The following is a 17,695-nucleotide window of genomic DNA, read 5'->3' on the forward strand; positions in this document are numbered from 1 at the left end:
ACGGCGACCAGCGCGATTCGCCCGCCCCTCCGCTGACCGGCCGGTCCGCCACCGCCTCCGCCGCGTCGTCGCCTACCGCGTCGGTGCGCCACTCGTCGGCCTCCGGCGCGACCGGCGGGGTCCACTCCGGGCCGCCCTCGTAGGGAGCCGACACGGTCGTCTCGGCGTCCGTCCCGGCGGTGTCCCGGTCGGCGTGCCGGCCGGAGCGCAGCGCGCCGGCCAGGCCCAGCACCCCGATCAGGATGAGCGCGCCGGCCAGGAACCATCCCACCGGCGGGAGCGTCAGCCCGAGGATCCGGGCCAGCAGCCACCAGACGGAGAGGGCCAGGAAGACCAGCCCGAACGCGAGCGAGACGAGGTCGGTGCGGTGGGCCTTCACCGGGTCACCTCCAGGTTGCCGGCGTTGACGTGGATGAGCAGGCGCAGTTCGCCGCCGCCCGGGCCGTCCGGGCCGACGTCGGTGCTCTCCCGGAGGTTGCCGTCCATGCCGCCGGAGCGCCGGCCGAAGACGGTGGCGTCACCGGCGTTGACGTCGGCCACCGTGGTGACGTCGACGTTCGACGGCACCACCACGGTCGCCTCGCCGAAGTTGATCGCCACGGTGATCTGCGTCTCCTTCTTGTCGAAGTCGACGCCGCGCAGGTCGAGCACGGCGTCGCCGAAGTTGTTCTCGTACCGGGTCGCCAGGTCGCGGTAGTCCGTCGGGGCCCAGGTCACGTCGCCGTCGATGCCGCGTACCCGGTCGTAGGACTCGGCGACGGTGGCGACGCCGAGCGCCGTGGCGGTCACCAGGCCCAGCGCGATCAGCCAGCGCGCCCGGCCGAACCAGGTGCCGACCAGCAGCCCGAGCCCCATCGTGGCCAGCGCCGCGGCGAAGTACCCGGCGGCGCCCACCGGAAAGACGTCGAGCAGGTCGAGCACGGCGACCACGCCCAGCGCCAGGAAGATCAGCGAGAACGTCGCCGCGCCGAGCGGGGAGCGTTCCTTCGGCCGCTTGGGCGGCTTGGGCGCCCGGACCCGCGGCTGCGGCGGCGGGTACGGCCCGGCGTACGGGCCACGGGGGGCGAACGGCGCCCGGTAGCCGGTCGGCGGCGGCGCGGTGGGCGGTACGGGGACCGCCACCCCGGCCGGCGCGCCGATCGTCGGCGCGGCGGGCCAGACCGGCGCCTCCGCGCCGGCTCCCGTGGTGGGTGGGGCGGCCGGCAGGCCCGAGGCCGGGACGTCGGCGGGCGGGGCGTACATCTGCGGGGCCGGCCAGGTCACCGGCGGCACGGGACCGGGAGGTGTCGCGGGCGGGCCGGACGCGGCTCCCGGCGCCGCCGTCCCCCGGTGTTCCCGATTGAGCAGCAGCGCGCCGCCGATCAGGATGGCCGCGCCGAGCAGGACGGCCCGGAAGGCGTCGGTGACGATGTAGCCGAAGCTGACCGCGACCAGGATGCTGAGCACGATGACGGTCACCGGGGACATGCTGGACCGGCCCCGGCCGAGCATCGACTCCACCGGGGAGGCGGTGTCCCCCTCGCCGGGGATGATCAGCCAGGCGGCCACGTAGACCAGGATGCCGATGCCGCCGAAGAAGCCCAGCACGGCGAGCAGCACCCGCCAGAGCACCGGGTCGGTGTTCGTGGCCCGGCCGATCGCTGCGCAGACGCCGGCCAGGTAGCGCCCCTCGCGGGGGCGGACCAGCCCGTACCGCGAGGTGAAGCCGGCGGCGCCGGGCGGCGGGGCGTACCCGGGCGGCGGATCGCCGAGCGGCTCGCCGCCGGCGGCCGACGCGCCCGGCGGCGGGCCGGCGGGTCCGGCGGCGGACCACGACGGGTCGCCGGCAGGGTCCCCGGCCGGCGGAGCGCCCTGCTCCGAACCGGCCTGGGTGGTGGGCGCCGGTGCCGGCGCCGTGGGTGGCGGTGGCCCGTCCGGCGGTGCCGCCCCGGGCAGGGGCGGACGGGCAGCGTCCTCGGTCATGCTCCGATCCTGCTGCCCCGGGCGCCCGAGCGTCCTCCGGAACCGACCCTGACGCCACCCTGAGATCCGCGCCGGCCGAATGTCGGGGGCCTCCCCGTGGTCCGGGGCGCCCCGGCCGTGTGACGATCGGAGCGGCGCCGGAACCGGCCCGTACCTCGTCCCATGACCAGGGAGCTTCCGATCAGCAGCACCGTGTCCCCACCCCCGCCGCGGCTCTACCGTGCCCCCGAGCACCGGTTGGCCGCGGGGGTGGCCGCCGGCATCGCGGACCACCTCGGCATCTCCGTGGTCCGCGTCCGGGTGGCCTTCATGGTGCTGCTCGGGCTGAGCGGCCTGGGCCTGCTGCTCTACGCGGCCTTCTGGGCGGTGGTCCCGCTGCGCCCCGGCGACGCCGTACCGCCCCGCCGGGACCTCGCCCAGCTCCTGCCCTTCGTCGCGATCGGGCTGGGCGTGCTGCTGACCCAGGTGATGGTCTTCGACTCGGTGGGCGCGGCCGGCACCGCCGGCTGGCTGGTTGCGATCATCGCGGTCGGCGCCGGGGTGATCTGGCACCAGTCCGCCCCGGAGCGCCGCCGGCAGTGGGGCGAGTCGATGCCGGTGCCGTGGCTCGGCGCGGTGGTGGAGGAGAGCGACCGCCGAGCGTTCGTGCTCCGCTTCATCGGCGGCGGCGTGCTGGTCGCGGTCGGCATCATCGGCGTGGCGGCGGTCTACTCGCCGGCGCAGAACTTCGACGCCGTGCTCAACGGCGTGATCTTCGCGCTGGTCGGGCTGGCCGGTGTCGGCGTGGTGGCCGCGCCCGTGCTCTGGCGGACCTGGAACCAGCTCCGCTCGGAGCGGGAGGGGCGCATCCGCGAGCAGGAGCGCGCCGAACTGGCCGCCATGGTGCACGACCAGGTGCTGCACACCCTGGCCCTGATCCAGCGCAACGCCAGCGACGTCAAGACCGTCCAGCGGCTGGCCCGGGGCCAGGAACGGTCGCTGCGCAACTGGCTCTACAAGCCGACCGGCTCACCGAGCGAGCGCTTCGCCGCGGCCCTGGAGCAGGCCGCCGCCGAGGTGGAGGACACCTTCGCCATCACGGTGGAGGCGGTGGTGGTCGGCGACCGGGAGACCGACGAGCGGGTCGGCGCGCTCGTCGCCGCGGCCCGGGAGGCGCTGGTGAACGCCGCCCGGCATGCCGGGGTGCAGACCGTCTCGCTCTACGCCGAGGTGGAGCCGGACCAGGTCAGCGTCTTCGTGCGGGACCGGGGCAAGGGCTTCGACCCGGATACCGTGGAGGATCACCGGCACGGCGTCCGAGGGTCGATCATCGGGCGGATGAAGCGGCACGGTGGCCGGGCGGAGATCCGGTCCGAGCCTGGGGAGGGGACCGAGGTGCGGCTGATCCTGCCGATCACCGGCACCGGCTCCGCGACGGAAAGGGACAAATGACCATGGCCGAGCACGGACCGGTCGAGGGGGCGCAGCCCCGGGGCGGGCGGCTGCGGGTGTTCCTCGTCGACGACCACGCGATGTTCCGGGCGGGCGTCCGCGCCGAGCTCGGCGGCCATGTGGAGGTGGTGGGCGAGGCGAGCACGGTGGCCGAGGCGGTCACCCGGATCGCCGCCACCCAGCCCGACGTGGTGCTGCTGGATGTGCACATGCCCGACGGCGGCGGCCGGGCGGTGCTGGACGCGATGCGGCGTACCCACCCGCAGGTGAAGTTCCTCGCGCTGAGCGTGTCGGACGCGGCCGAGGACGTGATCGGGCTGATCCGGGCCGGCGCCCGGGGGTACGTCACGAAGACCATCTCGCCGGACGAGCTGACCGACGCCATCCGCCGGGTGGCCGACGGCGACGCGGTGTTCAGCCCGCGGCTGGCCGGGTTCGTGCTGGACGCGTTCGCGGCCCGGCCGGACGCGCCGGTGGCCGATCCGGAGCTGGACCAGCTCACCAACCGGGAGCGCGAGGTGCTCCGGCTGCTGGCCCGGGGGTACGCGTACAAGGAGATCGCCAAGGAGCTGTTCATCTCGATCAAGACGGTCGAGACGCACGTGTCGAACGTGCTCCGCAAGCTCCAGATGTCCAACCGGTACGAGCTGTCCCGGTGGGCGGCGGACCGCCGGCTGGTGTGAGCGGGTGAGGCGGTCGTGACCGTTTCCGCCCAGGGCTCGGTCTCCTTCGGCGGGGTCTGTCTCTTCGCCGGTCGGTAGCCGACGCGGTCACTCCGTGCGGAGCACGGTGAACGACTCGGCCAGCCGGCCGGCGGGCAGGCCGGCGTTGTCGGCCACCGTGGTGAGCCAGCCGCGTACCCAGGTCTCCACGTCCAGGTGCGCGGTCTGCGAGCGGTGGGCCCGCATCGCGGCGATCTTCCGGTCGAGGTACGGGGTGACGTCCACGGCGTGGTCCGGGGCGGGGCCGCCGGCGTACCAGACCTCCCGGACCACCCACGGCTCCAGCCCCTCGTCCAGCAGCTCGGGGAAGGCGAAGGCGTTGCGCGCGTCCGGGTAGACCGCGCAGGTGGTGGCCTCGCCGACCGCCAGGTGGTCCGGGTGGCTCGGGCCGGCGAGATGCTCCCAGCGGCGCAGTGGAGAGCTGGTGAGGACCCGTTCCGGCCGGAACCGCCGGATCGCCGCGGCGACCTGCCGGCGCAGGGCGAGGCTGGGGGTGAGCATCCCGTCGGCGTGGCCGTCGACGAAGTCCACCCGGTGCACCCCGACCGCGGCCGCCGCGGCCCGCTGCTCCCGTTCGCGCAGCCGGGGCACCTCCTCGCGGGGGGTGTCGTCGAAGCCGCCGGACTCACCCCGGGTGATGATGAGGTACGCGACCTCGATGCCCTCCTCCACCCAGGCGGCAATGGTGCCCGCACAGCCGAAGTCGACATCATCCGGATGGGCAAATACGGCCAGCGCCCGATGGAGGCCGGACAGTGCCGGAGCGGAGGCAGGGAAGCTCACAGGGACCGAGAGTACGTGCCGTGCTCGCCCCATGTGACCGCGTCTTTCCTGTTCAGCGAGGTCCGACTCGGGCGTTTCATGATCTTTTCTCAGGTATCGGCAACGTGGCGGGCAACTAACGGCTTGATAACGGCACCTTCACGTAATGGGCCGGTGGGTGTCACAGTGGCAGCACCTCACCCTCGTTGTGAGGCACCCCGTCGGGCCCGCCGACCACGTGACGCCGCTTCTCGTCGCGGAACGTGGCCGTCGACCCTGCGCGGTGTCGCCCGGCGAGAGTGTGGTGCCCGGCGGATCGGTACCCCTGGGGTGTCCCGATTTCCCCTGCGGTAACCGTCGACCTGCGGTTCGGGTCGGCGGCGGCGTCACCCCCCAGACGTGCGTGAACCCACGACGGAACCAGGTTAGAAAGAGGAGGCCCCTCGGTATGAGAGTCTCGAAGCGGGCGACCGGCGCCCTCGCGGTCGGTATGGCCGCCGCGCTGGTCGCTACCGGTTGCTCGAGCAGTGAGGGTGGCGGCGGCGAAGCCGGCGCCACCAAGGACGGCGCGATCACCATCCACGGCGTCCAGCCGGAGAACCCGCTGGTTCCGGCGAACACCACCGAGACCGGCGGCGGCAAGATCATCGACTCGCTCTGGACCGGCCTGGTCGAGTACCCGAACAACGGTGGGGCCCCGCAGAACGCGCTGGCTGACTCCATCGAGACCAAGGACTCGAAGGTCTTCACCATCAAGATCAAGAAGGGTACCAAGTTCCACGACGGTACCGAGGTGAAGGCGAAGAACTTCGTCGACGCCTGGAACTGGGCGGCCTACTCGCCGAACGGCGCCGCGAACGGCAGCTTCTTCGCCGACATCCAGGGCTACGGCGACGTCGCCACCGAGGACCCGGACGGCGACGGCCCGCAGAAGGCCCCGACCCCGAAGGTCGACAAGATGTCCGGCCTGAAGGTCGTCGACGACCAGACCTTCGAGGTCACCCTCTCCGCGCCGACCGCGGTCTTCCCGACCAAGCTCGGCTACAGCGCCTTCATGCCGCTGCCGGACGTCTTCTTCACCCAGAAGCCGGAAGAGTTCGGCAAGAAGCCGATCGGCAACGGCCCGGTGAAGTTGGTTTCCTGGGAGGACAACGTCTCGATCAAGCTGACGCGCTTCGACGACTACAACCTGCGCGACAAGCTGAAGATCAAGGACGTCACGGTCAAGCTCTACCAGAGCGAGGACGCCGCCTACGCCGACCTGCTGGGCGACAACCTCGACTTCATGGAGACCATCCCGACCTCCGCGCTCGCGGGCGAGAAGTACAAGACCGACCTGGGCGACCGGGCCATGTCGACCGTCACCCCGTCGACCGCGTTCATCGCCTTCCCGATCTACGACAAGCGCTTCCAGAACCCGAAGCTGCGCAAGGCGGTCTCGCTGGCGATCAACCGGCAGGAGATCTCTGACAAGATCTTCTTCGGCACCCGGAAGCCGGCCGACAGCTGGGCCAACCCGCTCACCCCGGGCGCCCCGGCCGGTAACTGCAGCGTCTGCAAGTTCGACCCGACGCAGGCCAAGCAGCTGCTCCAGGAGGCCGGTGGCTTCCAGGGCGAGATGGTCTTCTACTACAACGCGGACTCCAGCCACAAGGACTGGATGGAGGCCGTCGCGCAGCAGGTCAAGACCAACCTCGGCATCAACGCTCGCGCCGAGGGCATGCCGACCTTCGCGGTGTTCCGCCAGAAGATCAACGCGCACAAGATGACCGGCCTCTACCGCGCTGCCTGGCAGCAGGACTACCCGGACATCGAGAACTGGGTCAACCCGCTCTACGTCAAGGGTGGCTCCTCCAACGACGGCCTCTACAGCAACTCCGAGGTCGACGCCGGCGCCAAGGCCGCCAGCGGCGCGCCGAGCCTGGAGGCCTCGCACCAGCAGTTCGCCGAGGTCCTCAAGAAGGTCGACGCGGACGTGCCGACCATCCCGATCTACTTCTACGGCCAGCAGTCCGGCCACTCGGAGAAGATCAAGAAGCTCGAGCTGAACAACGTCGGCGAGCTGGACCTCTCCTCGGTCGAGCTCTGATCCGAACGCTCTGACCCCGGGTCGGGCTCGCCACATCCGGTGGGCCCGGCCCGGGGCAGTTCCGCGAGCGGGTGTTACAACATCCGCCTCGCACGTTGTCGCCATCGTGTCGGCCGTCCGACGCGCCCCCTGTCTGGAGGACCACCCCATGGGCCGTTATCTCTTGAGACGGCTGCTCCAACTCGTGCCGGTCTTCATCGGCACCACGTTCATGATCTACGCACTCGTCTGGGCCGTCCCGGGTGACCCGTTCGCCGGCAAGTGCGGCGAGCGGCCCTGCCCGCCGCAGTACGTCGCGTTCATGACTGAGAAGTACCACCTCGACCAGAGCATCTTCGTCCAGTACGCGACGTACATGCAGAACCTCCTCAAGGGGGACTTCGGGCAGACGTTCAGCGGCCGGTCGATCAACGACATCATCGCGACCGCGTACCCCAACACGCTGAAGCTCGCGGTGGTGGCCCTGCTCATCGAGGCGGTCATCGGCCTCGCCGCCGGGGTGCTCAGTGGTCTGCGCCGCAACGGCTTCCTGGACAACCTGGTCCTGGTCTCCTCGCTGTTCCTGATCGCGCTGCCGGTCTTCGTGGTCGGCTTCGTGCTCCAGTGGCTGTTCGGCGTGCAGTGGGGCCTGGTCAAGCCGACCGTCTCGAGCGAGATGCCGATCTCCGAGCTGATCATCCCCGGCTTCGTGCTGGGTAGCGCCTCGATGGCGTACATCGCCCGGGTGTCGCGGACGAGCATCGCCGAGAACCGGCGGGCGGACTACGTGCGCACCGCGATCGCCAAGGGCCTGCCGATGCGCCGGGTGGTCGGTGTCCACCTGCTGCGCAACTCGCTGATCCCGGTGGTCACCCTGCTCGGCACCGACCTGGGAGCCCTGATGGGCGGCGCGATCGTCACCGAGGGCATCTTCGGCATCAACGGGATCGGTCGGCAGGTCTACCGGTCGATCGTGACCAAGGAGAGCGCTACGGTTGTCTCCATCGTGGTGGTGCTGGTGGTGGTCTACCTGCTGATGAACCTGCTGGTAGACCTGCTCTACGCCGCCCTGGACCCGAGGATCCGCTATGAGTGACCCTTCCACCGCCTCGATCGTCAGCACCCCGAGGCCGGAACAGCCGGGTGAGATCGGTGCCCCCGCGAACGCCGGCCTGCCGGAGAGCGCCCGCAGGGAGAAGCCGCGCGGCCTGCTCGGCGACGCCTGGCGCGACCTGCGCCGCAAGCCGCTCTTCTGGCTGTCCGCCGCGTTCATCGTCCTTTTCGTCGTGATGGCGGCGTTCCCGTCGCTCTTCACCTCCGGGGACGCCGTCAACGGCGACCTGTCGCGCAGCCTGGGCAAGCCGTCGGCGCACGCCTGGTTCGGGTACGACGTGCAGGGTCGCGACGTGTACGCCCGGGTGATCTACGGTGCCCGTGCCTCCATCGTGGTGGCGTTGCTCTCCGTGGTTGGCACCCTCTTGGTCGGCGGCGTGGTGGGCATCATCTCGGGTTACCGGGGCGGCTGGGTGGACTCGCTGCTCTCCCGGATCGCCGACGTCTTCTTCGGCCTGCCGTTCGTGCTCGGTGCGATCGTCATCCTCACCACGTTCAACGGTTCCGGCACCAGCAACAGCAAGTGGCAGATCATGGGCCTGGTCATCGCCTCCCTGGTCGTGCTGAGCTGGCCGGTCGTGATGCGGCTGATGCGCTCCTCGGTGCTCTCCACCAAGGAGGCCGACTACATCGTCGCGGCCCGGGCCCTGGGCGCGGGGACCGGTCGGATCATCCTCAAGCACCTGCTGCCGAACTGCCTGGCGCCGCTGCTGGTGTACGGGACAATCATGGTCGGCTCCTTCATCGGCGCCGAGGCGACGCTGTCGTTCCTGGGCGTCGGCCTGAAGAGCCCGGTGGTCTCCTGGGGCATCATGATCAGTGAAGCGCAGAACTACATCCGGGTCTCGCCCTATCTGCTCTTCTTCCCCGCCGCGTTCCTCGTCACCGCCGTGCTGAGCTTCGTGATGCTCGGCGAAGCGGTCCGCGAGGCCCTCGACCCGAAGCTCCGATAGGGGAGACTGAGTTGTCCGACATTCTCGTGTCCGAGCAGACCGCGCCGGGCGCCGACGGCTCCGGCCGCCCCTCCGGCCGGCTGCTCGAGGTCGACGACCTGCGGGTGGAGTTCCGCACCCGGGACGGCGTCGCCAAGGTCATCAACGGGGTCACGTACCACGTCGACGCGGGGGAGACCCTCGCCGTGCTCGGCGAGTCCGGCTCCGGCAAGAGCGTCACCGCGCAGACCATCATGGGCATCCTGGACACCCCGCCGGGCTTCGTCACCGGCGGTCAGGTCCGCTTCCACGGCAAGGACATGCTCGAGATGTCCGCCGAGGAGCGCCGCCGCATCCGCGGCGAGGGCATCGCGATGATCTTCCAGGACTCGCTCTCCGCGCTGAACCCGGTCTTCACCGTCGGGTTCCAGATCGCCGAGCAGTTCCGCATCCGGCGCGGCATGAGTCGCTCGGACGCCAAGAAGCGCGCGATCGAGATGCTCGACCAGGTCAAGATCCCGAACGCCAAGGGCCGGTTCAGCAACTACCCGCACCAGTTCTCCGGCGGTATGCGGCAGCGCGCGATGATCGCGATGTCGCTGGCGCTCGACCCGGAGGTGCTGATCGCGGACGAGCCGACCACCGCGCTCGACGTGACCGTGCAGGCCCAGATCATGGACCTGCTCGGCGAGCTCCAGCGGGAGCGGCGGATGGGCATGATCCTGATCACCCACGACCTCGGCGTGGTCGCCGACGTCGCGGACCGGATCGCGGTCATGTACGCCGGCCGGATCGTCGAGGAAGCCGACGTGTACGACCTGTACGCCAAGCCGGCGCACCCGTACACCCTCGGCCTGCTCAACTCGATCCCGCGGATGGACGAGAAGGGGCAGGAGCTTCGCACCATCAAGGGGCTCCCGCCGAACCTGATGAACATCCCGCCGGGCTGCCCGTTCAACCCGCGCTGCCCCATGGCGCAGCCGGTGTGCCGGGAGAACCTGCCCCCGCTGCTGCAGATCGGCCGCGGCCGGGCCAGTGCCTGCCACTTCGCCGAGGAGCTGGTGAACCGTGACTGAGAACATCATCGAGGTCCGTGACCTGGTCAAGCACTACCCCGTCACCCGCGGGGTGGTGTTCAAGAAGACCGTCGGTCACGTCAAGGCGGTCGACGGCGTCTCCTTCGAGCTGAAGGCCGGCGAGACGCTGGGCGTGGTGGGCGAGTCCGGCTGCGGCAAGTCGACGCTGGCCCGGGTCCTGATGAACCTGGAGAAGCCGACCGCCGGCAGCGTGCTCTACAAGGGGCAGGACATCTCCAAGCTCTCCGGCGGGGCGCTGCGGCGGCTGCGCCGGCAGATCCAGCTGGTGATGCAGGACCCGTACACCTCGCTCAACCCTCGGATGACCGTGGGTGACCTGATCGGTGAGCCGTTCGAGATCCACTCCGAGGTGGCTCCGAAGGGCAGCCGCCGGAGCAAGGTCAAGGAGCTGCTCGACCTGGTCGGCCTCAACCCGGAGCACATCAACCGGTACCCGCACCAGTTCTCCGGCGGCCAGCGGCAGCGCATCGGCATCGCCCGGGCCCTGGCGCTGCGGCCGGAGGTCATCGTCTGCGACGAGCCGGTCTCGGCCCTGGACGTGTCGATCCAGGCGCAGGTGATGAACCTGCTGGAGAAGCTCCAGAACGAGTTCGGCCTGTCGTACGTCTTCATCGCCCACGACCTGTCGGTCGTGCGCCACCTCTCCGACCGGGTCGCGGTGATGTACCTGGGCAAGATGGTGGAGGTCGGCACCGAGGACGAGATCTACGAGCGGCCGACCCACCCGTACACCCAGGCGCTGCTCTCGGCGGTGCCGGTGCCGGACCCCACGCTGCGGGAGAACAAGGCGATCATCCGGCTCACCGGTGACGTCCCCTCCCCGGTGAGCCCGCCCTCGGGCTGCCGGTTCCGCACCCGTTGCTGGAAGGCGCAGGACCTCTGCGCTCAGCAGGTGCCGCTGCTGCAGGTGCGGCCGGGCACGGACCACCCGAGCGCCTGCCACTTCGCCGAGAAGCGGGAGATCGTCGCCACCCACGAGGCGTGATCCGTCCGGACCGCCTGCCGGCGTCAGCTCGACGCCGGCAGGCGGTTCGTCGTATCCGGCCCGCCCGCGGCGGCCCGCCGGGTGGCCGGCCGGGCCGGGTGGCCGGGCCGGGCCGGCCCGCCTCACAGTGGGCCGCGTCCGGCGCGGAGCAGCAGCAGCGCGAGCTGGGTCCCGTCCGCGCCCAGCGCCTGCCGGAACCGCTCCAGGATCTCCCGCTCCCGGGAGAGCACCAGCCGGGTGCCGCCCGAGGCGAGCCGGGTGGCCCCCACCTCCTGGGAGAGGGCGGCCCGTTCCTGCCACAGCGCGATGATCATCCGGTCGATCTCGTCGATCCGCTCCCGGATCGCCACGATCCGCTCGGCGGCCGCCGAGTCGCCGGTGCCGGTCCCGGCGGTCGCGGCCGCCGTCGGACCCGGGTCGGCCCGGTCGTGGTTCTTCGCCAGGCTGCCGCTCTGCTCCGCCACGTCAGTCATCATCGTCGTACCCCTCGGGTGTCGGGCCCGGTGCCCGGATCCCGGGACGAAAAAGCCCCGGGCTCTCCGAGCCCGGGGCTTTCGCAGGTCTTGTGATCAGGCGCGACCTACAGCTGCCGGACTCCCGGTGCCGTAGTAAAAGTAGAAGCGCTGACCGAACACGTCGTCGAGTATGCCGAGCGGTGGCCGGGGTGCGCAAGGATTCCCGCCAACAGGTGGGACGGGGTGCGTTTCCGTCCCCGGTGACGGCTTCGTCTCGTCGGGGCGTGCTCGGGCGGGAAGTGTCCGTCCGGCGGCATAGACTCGCCGTGCGATGCATCCTCTCTTCGACATTCCCGCGTCCCCGCCCGCGCCGGAGCCGACCCCGCCGCACCGGCCCGGGTCCTACGACGACTCCAGCTCGGCTGGCGGCCAGGATTCGGCCTCCGCGCCGCTAGGCGGCGCTCCGGACCGAATGAAGGCCGGTCTGTCGCCGCGCCGCGACCGGGAGCCGTCGGCCGCCCGGCTGGACCCGCAGGCCCTCCTCGCCGGGCTGAACGCTCCCCAGCGCGACGCCGTCACGCACGCGGGTTCGCCCCTGCTGATCGTGGCCGGCGCCGGTTCCGGCAAGACCCGGGTGCTGACCAACCGGATCGCGTACCTGCTCGCCGCGCGGGACGTGCACCCGGGCGAGATCATTGCGATCACCTTCACCAACAAGGCCGCCGGCGAGATGAAGGAGCGGGTGGCCGCCCTGGTCGGGCCGCGGGCCCGGTTGATGTGGGTGTCGACCTTCCACTCCGCCTGCGTCCGGATCCTGCGGGCCGAGCACGAGCACGCCGGGCTGAAGTCGACGTTCTCGATCTACGACGCGGACGACTCGCGCCGGCTGATGCAGATGGTGGCCCGGGAGCTCGACCTCGACCCGAAGCGCTACCCGGCGCGCGGGCTCGCCGCCCAGGTGTCCAACCTCAAGAACGAGCTGGTCGACCCGGAGGCGTTCGCCAGCCGGGCCAAGGGGCCCAACGAGCGGGCGCTGGCCGAGGCGTACACGCTCTACCAGCGGCGGCTGCGCGAGGCGCACGCGCTGGACTTCGACGACCTGATCATGACGACGGTGCACCTGCTCCAGTCGCACCCGCACGTCGCCGAGAGCTACCGACGCCGGTTCCGGCACGTGCTCGTCGACGAGTACCAGGACACCAACCACGCCCAGTACGTGCTGATCAAGGAGCTGGTCTCCGGCACCGAGGGGATCGAGCCGGCCGAGCTCTGCGTGGTCGGCGACGCCGACCAGTCGATCTACGCCTTCCGGGGCGCGACCATCCGCAACATCCTCGAGTTCGAGCGGGACTTCACCGACGCCCGGACGATCCTGCTCGAGCAGAACTACCGCTCCACCCAGACCATCCTGAACGCCGCCAACGCGGTGATCGACCGGAACACCTCCCGCAAGCCCAAGCGACTCTGGAGCGACGCCGGGGCCGGCGAGCAGATCGTGGCGTACGTCGCCGACACCGAGCACGCCGAGGCGGACTGGGTGGCCCGGGAGATCGACCGGCTCGTCGACGACGGCGAGACCCGGCCCGGCGACGTCGCGGTCTTCTACCGCACCAACGCCCAGTCCCGGGTCTTCGAGGAGGTGTTCATCCGGGTCGGCCTGCCGTACAAGGTGGTCGGCGGGGTGCGCTTCTACGAGCGCAAGGAGGTCCGCGACGCGCTGGCCTACCTGCGCGCGGTGGTCAACGACGACGACACGGTCAGCCTGCGCCGGATCCTCAACACCCCGCGCCGGGGCATCGGCGACCGGGCCGAGGCGTGCGTGGAGGCGCTCTCCAGCCGGGACCGGATCTCCTTCGGGGCGGCGCTGCGCCGGGCCAACGACGCGCCGGGCATCTCCACCCGGGCGGCCAACGGGATCGCCGACTTCGTCGCGCTGCTCGACGGCGCCCGGCAGCTGGCCGAGACCGGCACCCCGGAGGAGGTGCTGGAGGCGCTGCTGACCCGCTCGGGTTACCTGACCGAGCTGGAGGAGAGCCTCGACCCGCAGGACGCCGGCCGGGTGGACAACCTCCAGGAGCTGGTCAGCGTCGCCCGGGAGTACACCGAGCGGATCGAGGCGCTGGGCGAGGAGGGGGAGCGGGCCACCCTGGCCGGCTTCCTGGAGCAGGTGGCGCTGGTCGCCGACGCCGACCAGATCCCCTCCGACGACCCGGACCACCAGGGCGTGGTCACCCTGATGACCCTGCACACCGCGAAGGGCCTGGAGTTCCCGGTGGTCTTCCTGACCGGCCTGGAGGACGGCGTCTTCCCGCACCTGCGCTCGCTCGGCGACACCCGGGAGCTGGAGGAGGAGCGCCGGCTCGCGTACGTGGGCATCACCCGGGCCCGGCAGCGGCTCTACCTGTCCCGTTCGGTCACCCGTTCGGCCTGGGGGCAGCCGGCCTACAACCCGCCGTCGCGGTTCCTGGAGGAGCTGCCGCCGGATCTGGTCCGGTGGGAGCGCACCGAGGGGTCGTACACCTCGTGGGCCGGCGGGGGCGGCGGCGTCGGCGGCCGGGCGGACCGCGCCCCCGGCGGACGGGGCGGCTTCACCGGCGGCACCCCCAAGGCGGCGCAACTGGCGAAGCGGCTCGGCGTGGACGGCAGCCGGCTGGCCACTGCCAGCGAGCTGCCCCAGGGGCCGAAGGTGGCGGCCGGCGACCGGGTCAACCACCAGCGCTACGGCCTGGGGCGGGTGCTCGCCGTGGAGGGGCACGGCCCGGGTGCCCGGGCGCAGATCGACTTCGGCGACCAGACCATGTGGCTGGTCCTGCGGCACGCCCCGATCGACAAGCTCTGAGCGACCACGAAGGGCCCGGGCCGGCGAACCGCCGGACCGGGTCCCTCGTCGTGCTCCGCGACCGTCAGCAGGCCACGTCGATGCCCCGCGCGCGCAGGAACGGCGCCGGGTCGATCTGGTTCCACATCGCGCCCTTGTGCACCTCGAAGTGCAGGTGCGGGCCGGTGGCGTCGCCGGTGGCGCCCTCGTAGCCGATCACCTCGCCGGCGCTGACCTTCTCGCCCACGCTGACCGCGATGCGGCTCTGGTGGGCGTAGTGGGTCAGGTAGCCGTTGCCGTGGTCGATGAAGACCGAGTTGCCGTACCCGTCGCCGACGTCGCCGGCCTTGACCACGGTGCCCGCCGCCGCGGCGTGGATCGGGGTGCCCGCGGGCATCGCGAAGTCGATGCCGGCGTGCAGGGTGCCCCACCGCTGCCCGTAGCAGGAGGTGATCGCGGCGCCCTGCATCGGGATGACCCAGGAGGGCTTCGGCTTGGCGGTCTTCTTCGGCGTCGGCTCGGCGGTGGCCGCCTTCTTCGTCGGCGTCGGGCTGGCCGTGGAGGGGCTCGGCGACGGGCTGGCCGCGGTCGCGGACGGGGTGACCGGGGCGGTCGACTCCCGGACGGAGCGGTCGGCGCGGGCGGCGGCCTCGGCGCGGGCCTGGGCGTCGAAGTCGACGGCGGCGGGGGTCGGTGTGCCGTGGTCGGCGGTGGCGACGGAGACGCCGCCGAGGCCGAGGCCGATCAGCGCCACCGCGCCGACCACGAAGTACGTGCTGCGCCGGCCCGGCCGCCTGCGCGCCCGGTGCCGGGGAACGTCGTGGGTGATCTCGTTCTGGACGGAGCTGTCTTCCTGCACGGCGGACCTTCACAGTCGAGGGCACTTGACCTCGAAATACTGGTGTCGGCCCGGTCCGCGCCGGGTAGGGGCTCCGGTGGGACGGCCGGGCTGCTGACGGCCCACGTCCGGTTTCGCCTCAGCTGGGTGATCTGACCCCGGAAAACGATCATGCTCTGCTGTGTCTCCGCTCACAGTTGTCGCTGTGACCCGGCAGACTTCGCGTCAACGAAAACCGCCCGGATCCAATGATCCGGGCGGCAAACGGGCGGTACCCAGCGTCAGGACGCCGCTACCTCGCTGTAGATTGCCTCGACTTGCAGCTTGATGTCCACTCCGCGGTCCTCGAGCCACGGCACCGGGTCCAGCGGCTGCCCGTTGACATGGATCTCCAGGTGCAGATGCGAGCCGTAGGAGTGCCCAGTGTTGCCGACCAGACCGAGCTGGTCGCCGGCCTTGACCTGCTGGCCCTCCTGGACGCTCACCGTGGAGGAGTGGCCGTAGATGGCCTCGCTGCCGTCCGGGTGCTGGACGATCACGGCGTAGCCGTACCCGCCGAACCAACCGGCCTTGGTGACGGTGCCGGAGTGGATCGCGACGTACGGGGTGCCCTCCGGAGCGACCAGGTCGACGCCGGTGTGCAGCTTGCCCCAGCGCATGCCGTACGGCGAGTTGAAGTCGTAGCCCTGCAGGGGGAGCAGCCAGACGTCCTGCTCGGTCCCGGCCTTGGCGACCCGGCTGTCCCGGGTGGCGCGGTCGGCGGCGTCGGCGCGGGCCGCCGCGTCCTGGCTGGTGATCGAGGCCTGCTTGAGCTCGTCGAGGACCGACGGGCTGACGCTCTTGGCGTCCGGCAGGGCGTTCGCGCCGAGGGCGACGATGCCGGCCCCGACGAAGGCGGTGGTGACGACCGCCGCGTAACGGCTCCGCGGGGGGGTGGGTACGCGGCGGCGGCCGCGATATCTATCGGGCTCAGACGACAGGCGCTGGCGCACGCACACCCTCCGTTGTCGGGGTTCCGATGCGGTCGACCGGCGCCCGGGAAACTCGGGTGAACGTCGGCTGGCCGCGTCGTCACCCGTCCATGGACCTGATGACAACCGTGGTCACGTTAGCCAACTGCCACTCCAGTCACAAGCCGAAGCGCCGAATTGGGGTTTCGTTCTGTCCCTTTCCGTCCGCTGATGTCATAGCTCGCGCCCCCGGACGGGGGGCCCGTTAACCGTCCGTTCGTCGCGCACAGTGACCGTTCGGCGGAGGCGTCCGACTTCCGGGCGGTGCGGTCGAAGGCTATGGGTGCAGCCCGGCTTCCCGGCGTCGGGGCGGGCGGGTTACCGTTCGTTCAGGTGATAGCCGCGGAGCCGGTGAAAGGTGTGCGCTGATGAGCTCTCGTATCCGGGTCGTCGTCGCGAAGCCCGGCCTGGACGGCCACGACCGGGGCGCGAAGGTGGTCGCGCGCGCCCTGCGCGACGCCGGCATGGAGGTCATCTACACCGGCCTGCACCAGACCCCGGAGCAGATCGTGGAGACCGCCATCCAGGAGGACGCCGACGCGGTCGGCCTCTCCGTGCTCTCCGGGGCGCACATGACGCTCTTCAAGCGGGTGCTGGAACTGCTCGCGGAGCGGGACGCCCGGGACATCGTCGTCTTCGGCGGCGGCATCATCCCGGACGCCGACATCCCCGAGCTGGAGCGGCTCGGCGTGGCCAAGATCTTCACGCCGGGTGCCACCACCCAGTCCATCGTGGAGTGGGTCCGGCAGAACGTCGCCCAGCCGGTCGCCTGACCGCAGCCTGGCTGCCGGCGGCGGTGTCGTCGCGGATTGCTCGTCGCAAGCGTGGGCGCCGCGGAGCGGGTTCGCGCCCGTAGCCGGGGTGTCCAGGAAGGGCGCCGGCAGTCGAGGCCGCGCCGGACGGGCGTGCGATGCGGGCGCCTGCGGGTGCGGCCCCGGCCGATGGACGCCGTTGGGTGACCTCCCGGCCCGGTAGGCGCGCGTGCATGCTGTTGCGTGCGGTCCCGGCCCGGTGGGCGTGCGGTGGATGCCGTTGCCCGAGGTCCTGGCCTGCGGGTGCGCGTGGGCGCTTGCGGGCGAGGTGACAGCCCGGCTGCTGCGCGGTGGGCGCGGTCGGGCGGGAATGACCGGAGCGCGGGCAGGGGGAAGGGCCGGACGCACCCCTCACACGCCCGGCCCCTCTATGCACGATGCCCCGCCGCCACCCCTCGACCGACAGGGCATCGGCCGTCTCCCGTCATCGCGCTGATCAGCGCTCCGACATCAGACTCAACGACGCCCCCACGACGGGGTTACGCATCTTCCGCAACATCCCCCGGACGGCTGAATCGACGCCCGCGGCGGGCGCGGCAGCCCTCTCCACCGGGCCCGCTGCCGGCCTGGCACCCCGCCGATGCCGGCCCGATCCGTGCCTGATCCACTTTGGATTCGCGATCTGGGGCTGCCCGGGTGACGTGGGCAGCCCCCACATCGCGGATCTGGAGTCGATCATGAGGTGCCGCG

The 17,695-nt window shown here is 71.4% G+C and carries 14 protein-coding genes and 1 pseudogene; 9 read left to right on the top strand and 6 right to left on the bottom strand.

Annotated features, from left to right (window positions below; translation table 11 throughout):
* Nucleotides 1-195: 195 nt before the first annotated feature.
* Nucleotides 196-379 (bottom strand): annotated as a pseudogene (locus ACFOYX_RS20190) (hypothetical protein); the annotation flags it as partial.
* Entirely contained in the window at nt 376-1,962 is a 1,587-nt protein-coding gene (locus tag ACFOYX_RS20195) for a PspC domain-containing protein (RefSeq protein ID WP_322440319.1), read from the bottom strand. The gene ACFOYX_RS20195 and the pseudogene ACFOYX_RS20190, both read right to left, overlap by 4 nt.
* Nucleotides 1,963-2,124: 162 nt before the next feature.
* Here ACFOYX_RS20195 and ACFOYX_RS20200 point away from each other — a divergent pair, with 162 nt between their 5' ends.
* Both ACFOYX_RS20200 and ACFOYX_RS20205 read left to right on the top strand, forming a co-directional pair.
* On the top strand, nt 2,125-3,393 hold the full coding sequence (locus ACFOYX_RS20200) for an ATP-binding protein (RefSeq protein WP_109803451.1): 1,269 nt from the start codon (nt 2,125-2,127) through the stop codon (nt 3,391-3,393).
* A gap of 2 nt (nt 3,394-3,395) precedes the next feature.
* A complete protein-coding gene (locus ACFOYX_RS20205) occupies nt 3,396-4,076 on the top strand; it encodes a response regulator transcription factor (RefSeq protein ID WP_322440320.1) in 681 nt (226 codons plus the stop codon).
* Between the two features lie 87 nt (nt 4,077-4,163).
* On the opposite strand, the gene ACFOYX_RS20210 is transcribed toward ACFOYX_RS20205, so the two are convergent.
* The gene (locus tag ACFOYX_RS20210; protein WP_322440321.1) at nt 4,164-4,898 is read right to left on the bottom strand and encodes a PIG-L deacetylase family protein; all 735 of its coding nucleotides are present in this window, start codon (nt 4,896-4,898) and stop codon (nt 4,164-4,166) included.
* A 427-nt stretch (nt 4,899-5,325) separates the two neighbouring features.
* On the opposite strand from ACFOYX_RS20210, the gene ACFOYX_RS20215 reads away from it, so the two are divergent.
* The 5 genes from ACFOYX_RS20215 to ACFOYX_RS20235 all read left to right on the top strand — a co-directional run bounded on the left by ACFOYX_RS20215 (nt 5,326) and on the right by ACFOYX_RS20235 (nt 11,072).
* Entirely contained in the window at nt 5,326-6,966 is a 1,641-nt protein-coding gene (locus ACFOYX_RS20215) for an ABC transporter substrate-binding protein (RefSeq protein ID WP_322440322.1), read from the top strand.
* A 148-nt stretch (nt 6,967-7,114) separates the two neighbouring features.
* Entirely contained in the window at nt 7,115-8,041 is a 927-nt protein-coding gene (locus ACFOYX_RS20220) for an ABC transporter permease (RefSeq protein WP_322440323.1), read from the top strand.
* On the top strand, nt 8,034-9,011 hold the full coding sequence (locus ACFOYX_RS20225) for an ABC transporter permease (protein WP_322440324.1): 978 nt from the start codon (nt 8,034-8,036) through the stop codon (nt 9,009-9,011). Before ACFOYX_RS20220 ends, ACFOYX_RS20225 begins: the two co-directional genes overlap by 8 nt.
* A gap of 26 nt (nt 9,012-9,037) precedes the next feature.
* Nucleotides 9,038-10,066, top strand: a complete 1,029-nt coding sequence (locus tag ACFOYX_RS20230; protein ID WP_322440399.1) for an ABC transporter ATP-binding protein — start codon at nt 9,038-9,040, stop codon at nt 10,064-10,066.
* Complete coding sequence (locus ACFOYX_RS20235; protein ID WP_322440325.1) at nt 10,059-11,072, top strand: dipeptide ABC transporter ATP-binding protein; 1,014 nt, start codon at nt 10,059-10,061, stop codon at nt 11,070-11,072. Before ACFOYX_RS20230 ends, ACFOYX_RS20235 begins: the two co-directional genes overlap by 8 nt.
* A 122-nt stretch (nt 11,073-11,194) precedes the next feature.
* On the opposite strand, the gene ACFOYX_RS20240 is transcribed toward ACFOYX_RS20235, so the two are convergent.
* Nucleotides 11,195-11,548, bottom strand: coding sequence for a chorismate mutase (locus ACFOYX_RS20240; protein ID WP_322440326.1), 354 nt, complete (start codon nt 11,546-11,548; stop codon nt 11,195-11,197).
* 310 nt (nt 11,549-11,858) lie between these two features.
* On the opposite strand from ACFOYX_RS20240, the gene pcrA reads away from it, so the two are divergent.
* Nucleotides 11,859-14,366: a DNA helicase PcrA gene (pcrA, locus tag ACFOYX_RS20245; RefSeq protein WP_377534227.1), complete on the top strand. Its 2,508-nt coding sequence runs from the start codon at nt 11,859-11,861 to the stop codon at nt 14,364-14,366.
* A 64-nt stretch (nt 14,367-14,430) separates the two neighbouring features.
* Here pcrA and ACFOYX_RS20250 read toward each other — a convergent pair whose 3' ends face one another.
* Together ACFOYX_RS20250 and ACFOYX_RS20255 are read right to left on the bottom strand one after the other, a co-directional pair.
* Nucleotides 14,431-15,174, bottom strand: a complete 744-nt coding sequence (locus tag ACFOYX_RS20250) for a M23 family metallopeptidase (RefSeq protein WP_377534275.1) — start codon at nt 15,172-15,174, stop codon at nt 14,431-14,433.
* Nucleotides 15,175-15,464: 290 nt separating this feature from the next.
* Complete coding sequence (locus ACFOYX_RS20255; protein ID WP_322440328.1) at nt 15,465-16,175, bottom strand: M23 family metallopeptidase; 711 nt, start codon at nt 16,173-16,175, stop codon at nt 15,465-15,467.
* A 386-nt stretch (nt 16,176-16,561) separates the two neighbouring features.
* Between ACFOYX_RS20255 and ACFOYX_RS20260 the strand changes: the two genes are divergently transcribed.
* Nucleotides 16,562-16,966: a cobalamin B12-binding domain-containing protein gene (locus ACFOYX_RS20260; RefSeq protein WP_109803463.1), complete on the top strand. Its 405-nt coding sequence runs from the start codon at nt 16,562-16,564 to the stop codon at nt 16,964-16,966.
* The last annotated feature ends 729 nt before the right edge of the window (nt 16,967-17,695 follow it).

The sequence above is a fragment of the Micromonospora sp. GCM10011541 genome, assembly GCF_042650725.1.
In the GTDB taxonomy this organism is placed as follows: Bacteria; Actinomycetota; Actinomycetes; order Mycobacteriales; family Micromonosporaceae; genus Micromonospora; species Micromonospora sicca.

Coding starts and splice junctions, on each gene's coding strand:
- ACFOYX_RS20195 (WP_322440319.1), bottom strand. CDS start 1,962: ATGACCGAGGACGCTGCCCGTCCGCCCCTGCCCGGGGCGGCACCGCCG.
- ACFOYX_RS20200 (WP_109803451.1), top strand. CDS start 2,125: ATGACCAGGGAGCTTCCGATCAGCAGCACCGTGTCCCCACCCCCGCCG.
- ACFOYX_RS20205 (WP_322440320.1), top strand. CDS start 3,396: ATGGCCGAGCACGGACCGGTCGAGGGGGCGCAGCCCCGGGGCGGGCGG.
- ACFOYX_RS20215 (WP_322440322.1), top strand. CDS start 5,326: ATGAGAGTCTCGAAGCGGGCGACCGGCGCCCTCGCGGTCGGTATGGCC.
- ACFOYX_RS20220 (WP_322440323.1), top strand. CDS start 7,115: ATGGGCCGTTATCTCTTGAGACGGCTGCTCCAACTCGTGCCGGTCTTC.
- ACFOYX_RS20225 (WP_322440324.1), top strand. CDS start 8,034: ATGAGTGACCCTTCCACCGCCTCGATCGTCAGCACCCCGAGGCCGGAA.
- ACFOYX_RS20240 (WP_322440326.1), bottom strand. CDS start 11,548: ATGATGACTGACGTGGCGGAGCAGAGCGGCAGCCTGGCGAAGAACCAC.
- pcrA (WP_377534227.1), top strand. CDS start 11,859: ATGCATCCTCTCTTCGACATTCCCGCGTCCCCGCCCGCGCCGGAGCCG.
- ACFOYX_RS20260 (WP_109803463.1), top strand. CDS start 16,562: ATGAGCTCTCGTATCCGGGTCGTCGTCGCGAAGCCCGGCCTGGACGGC.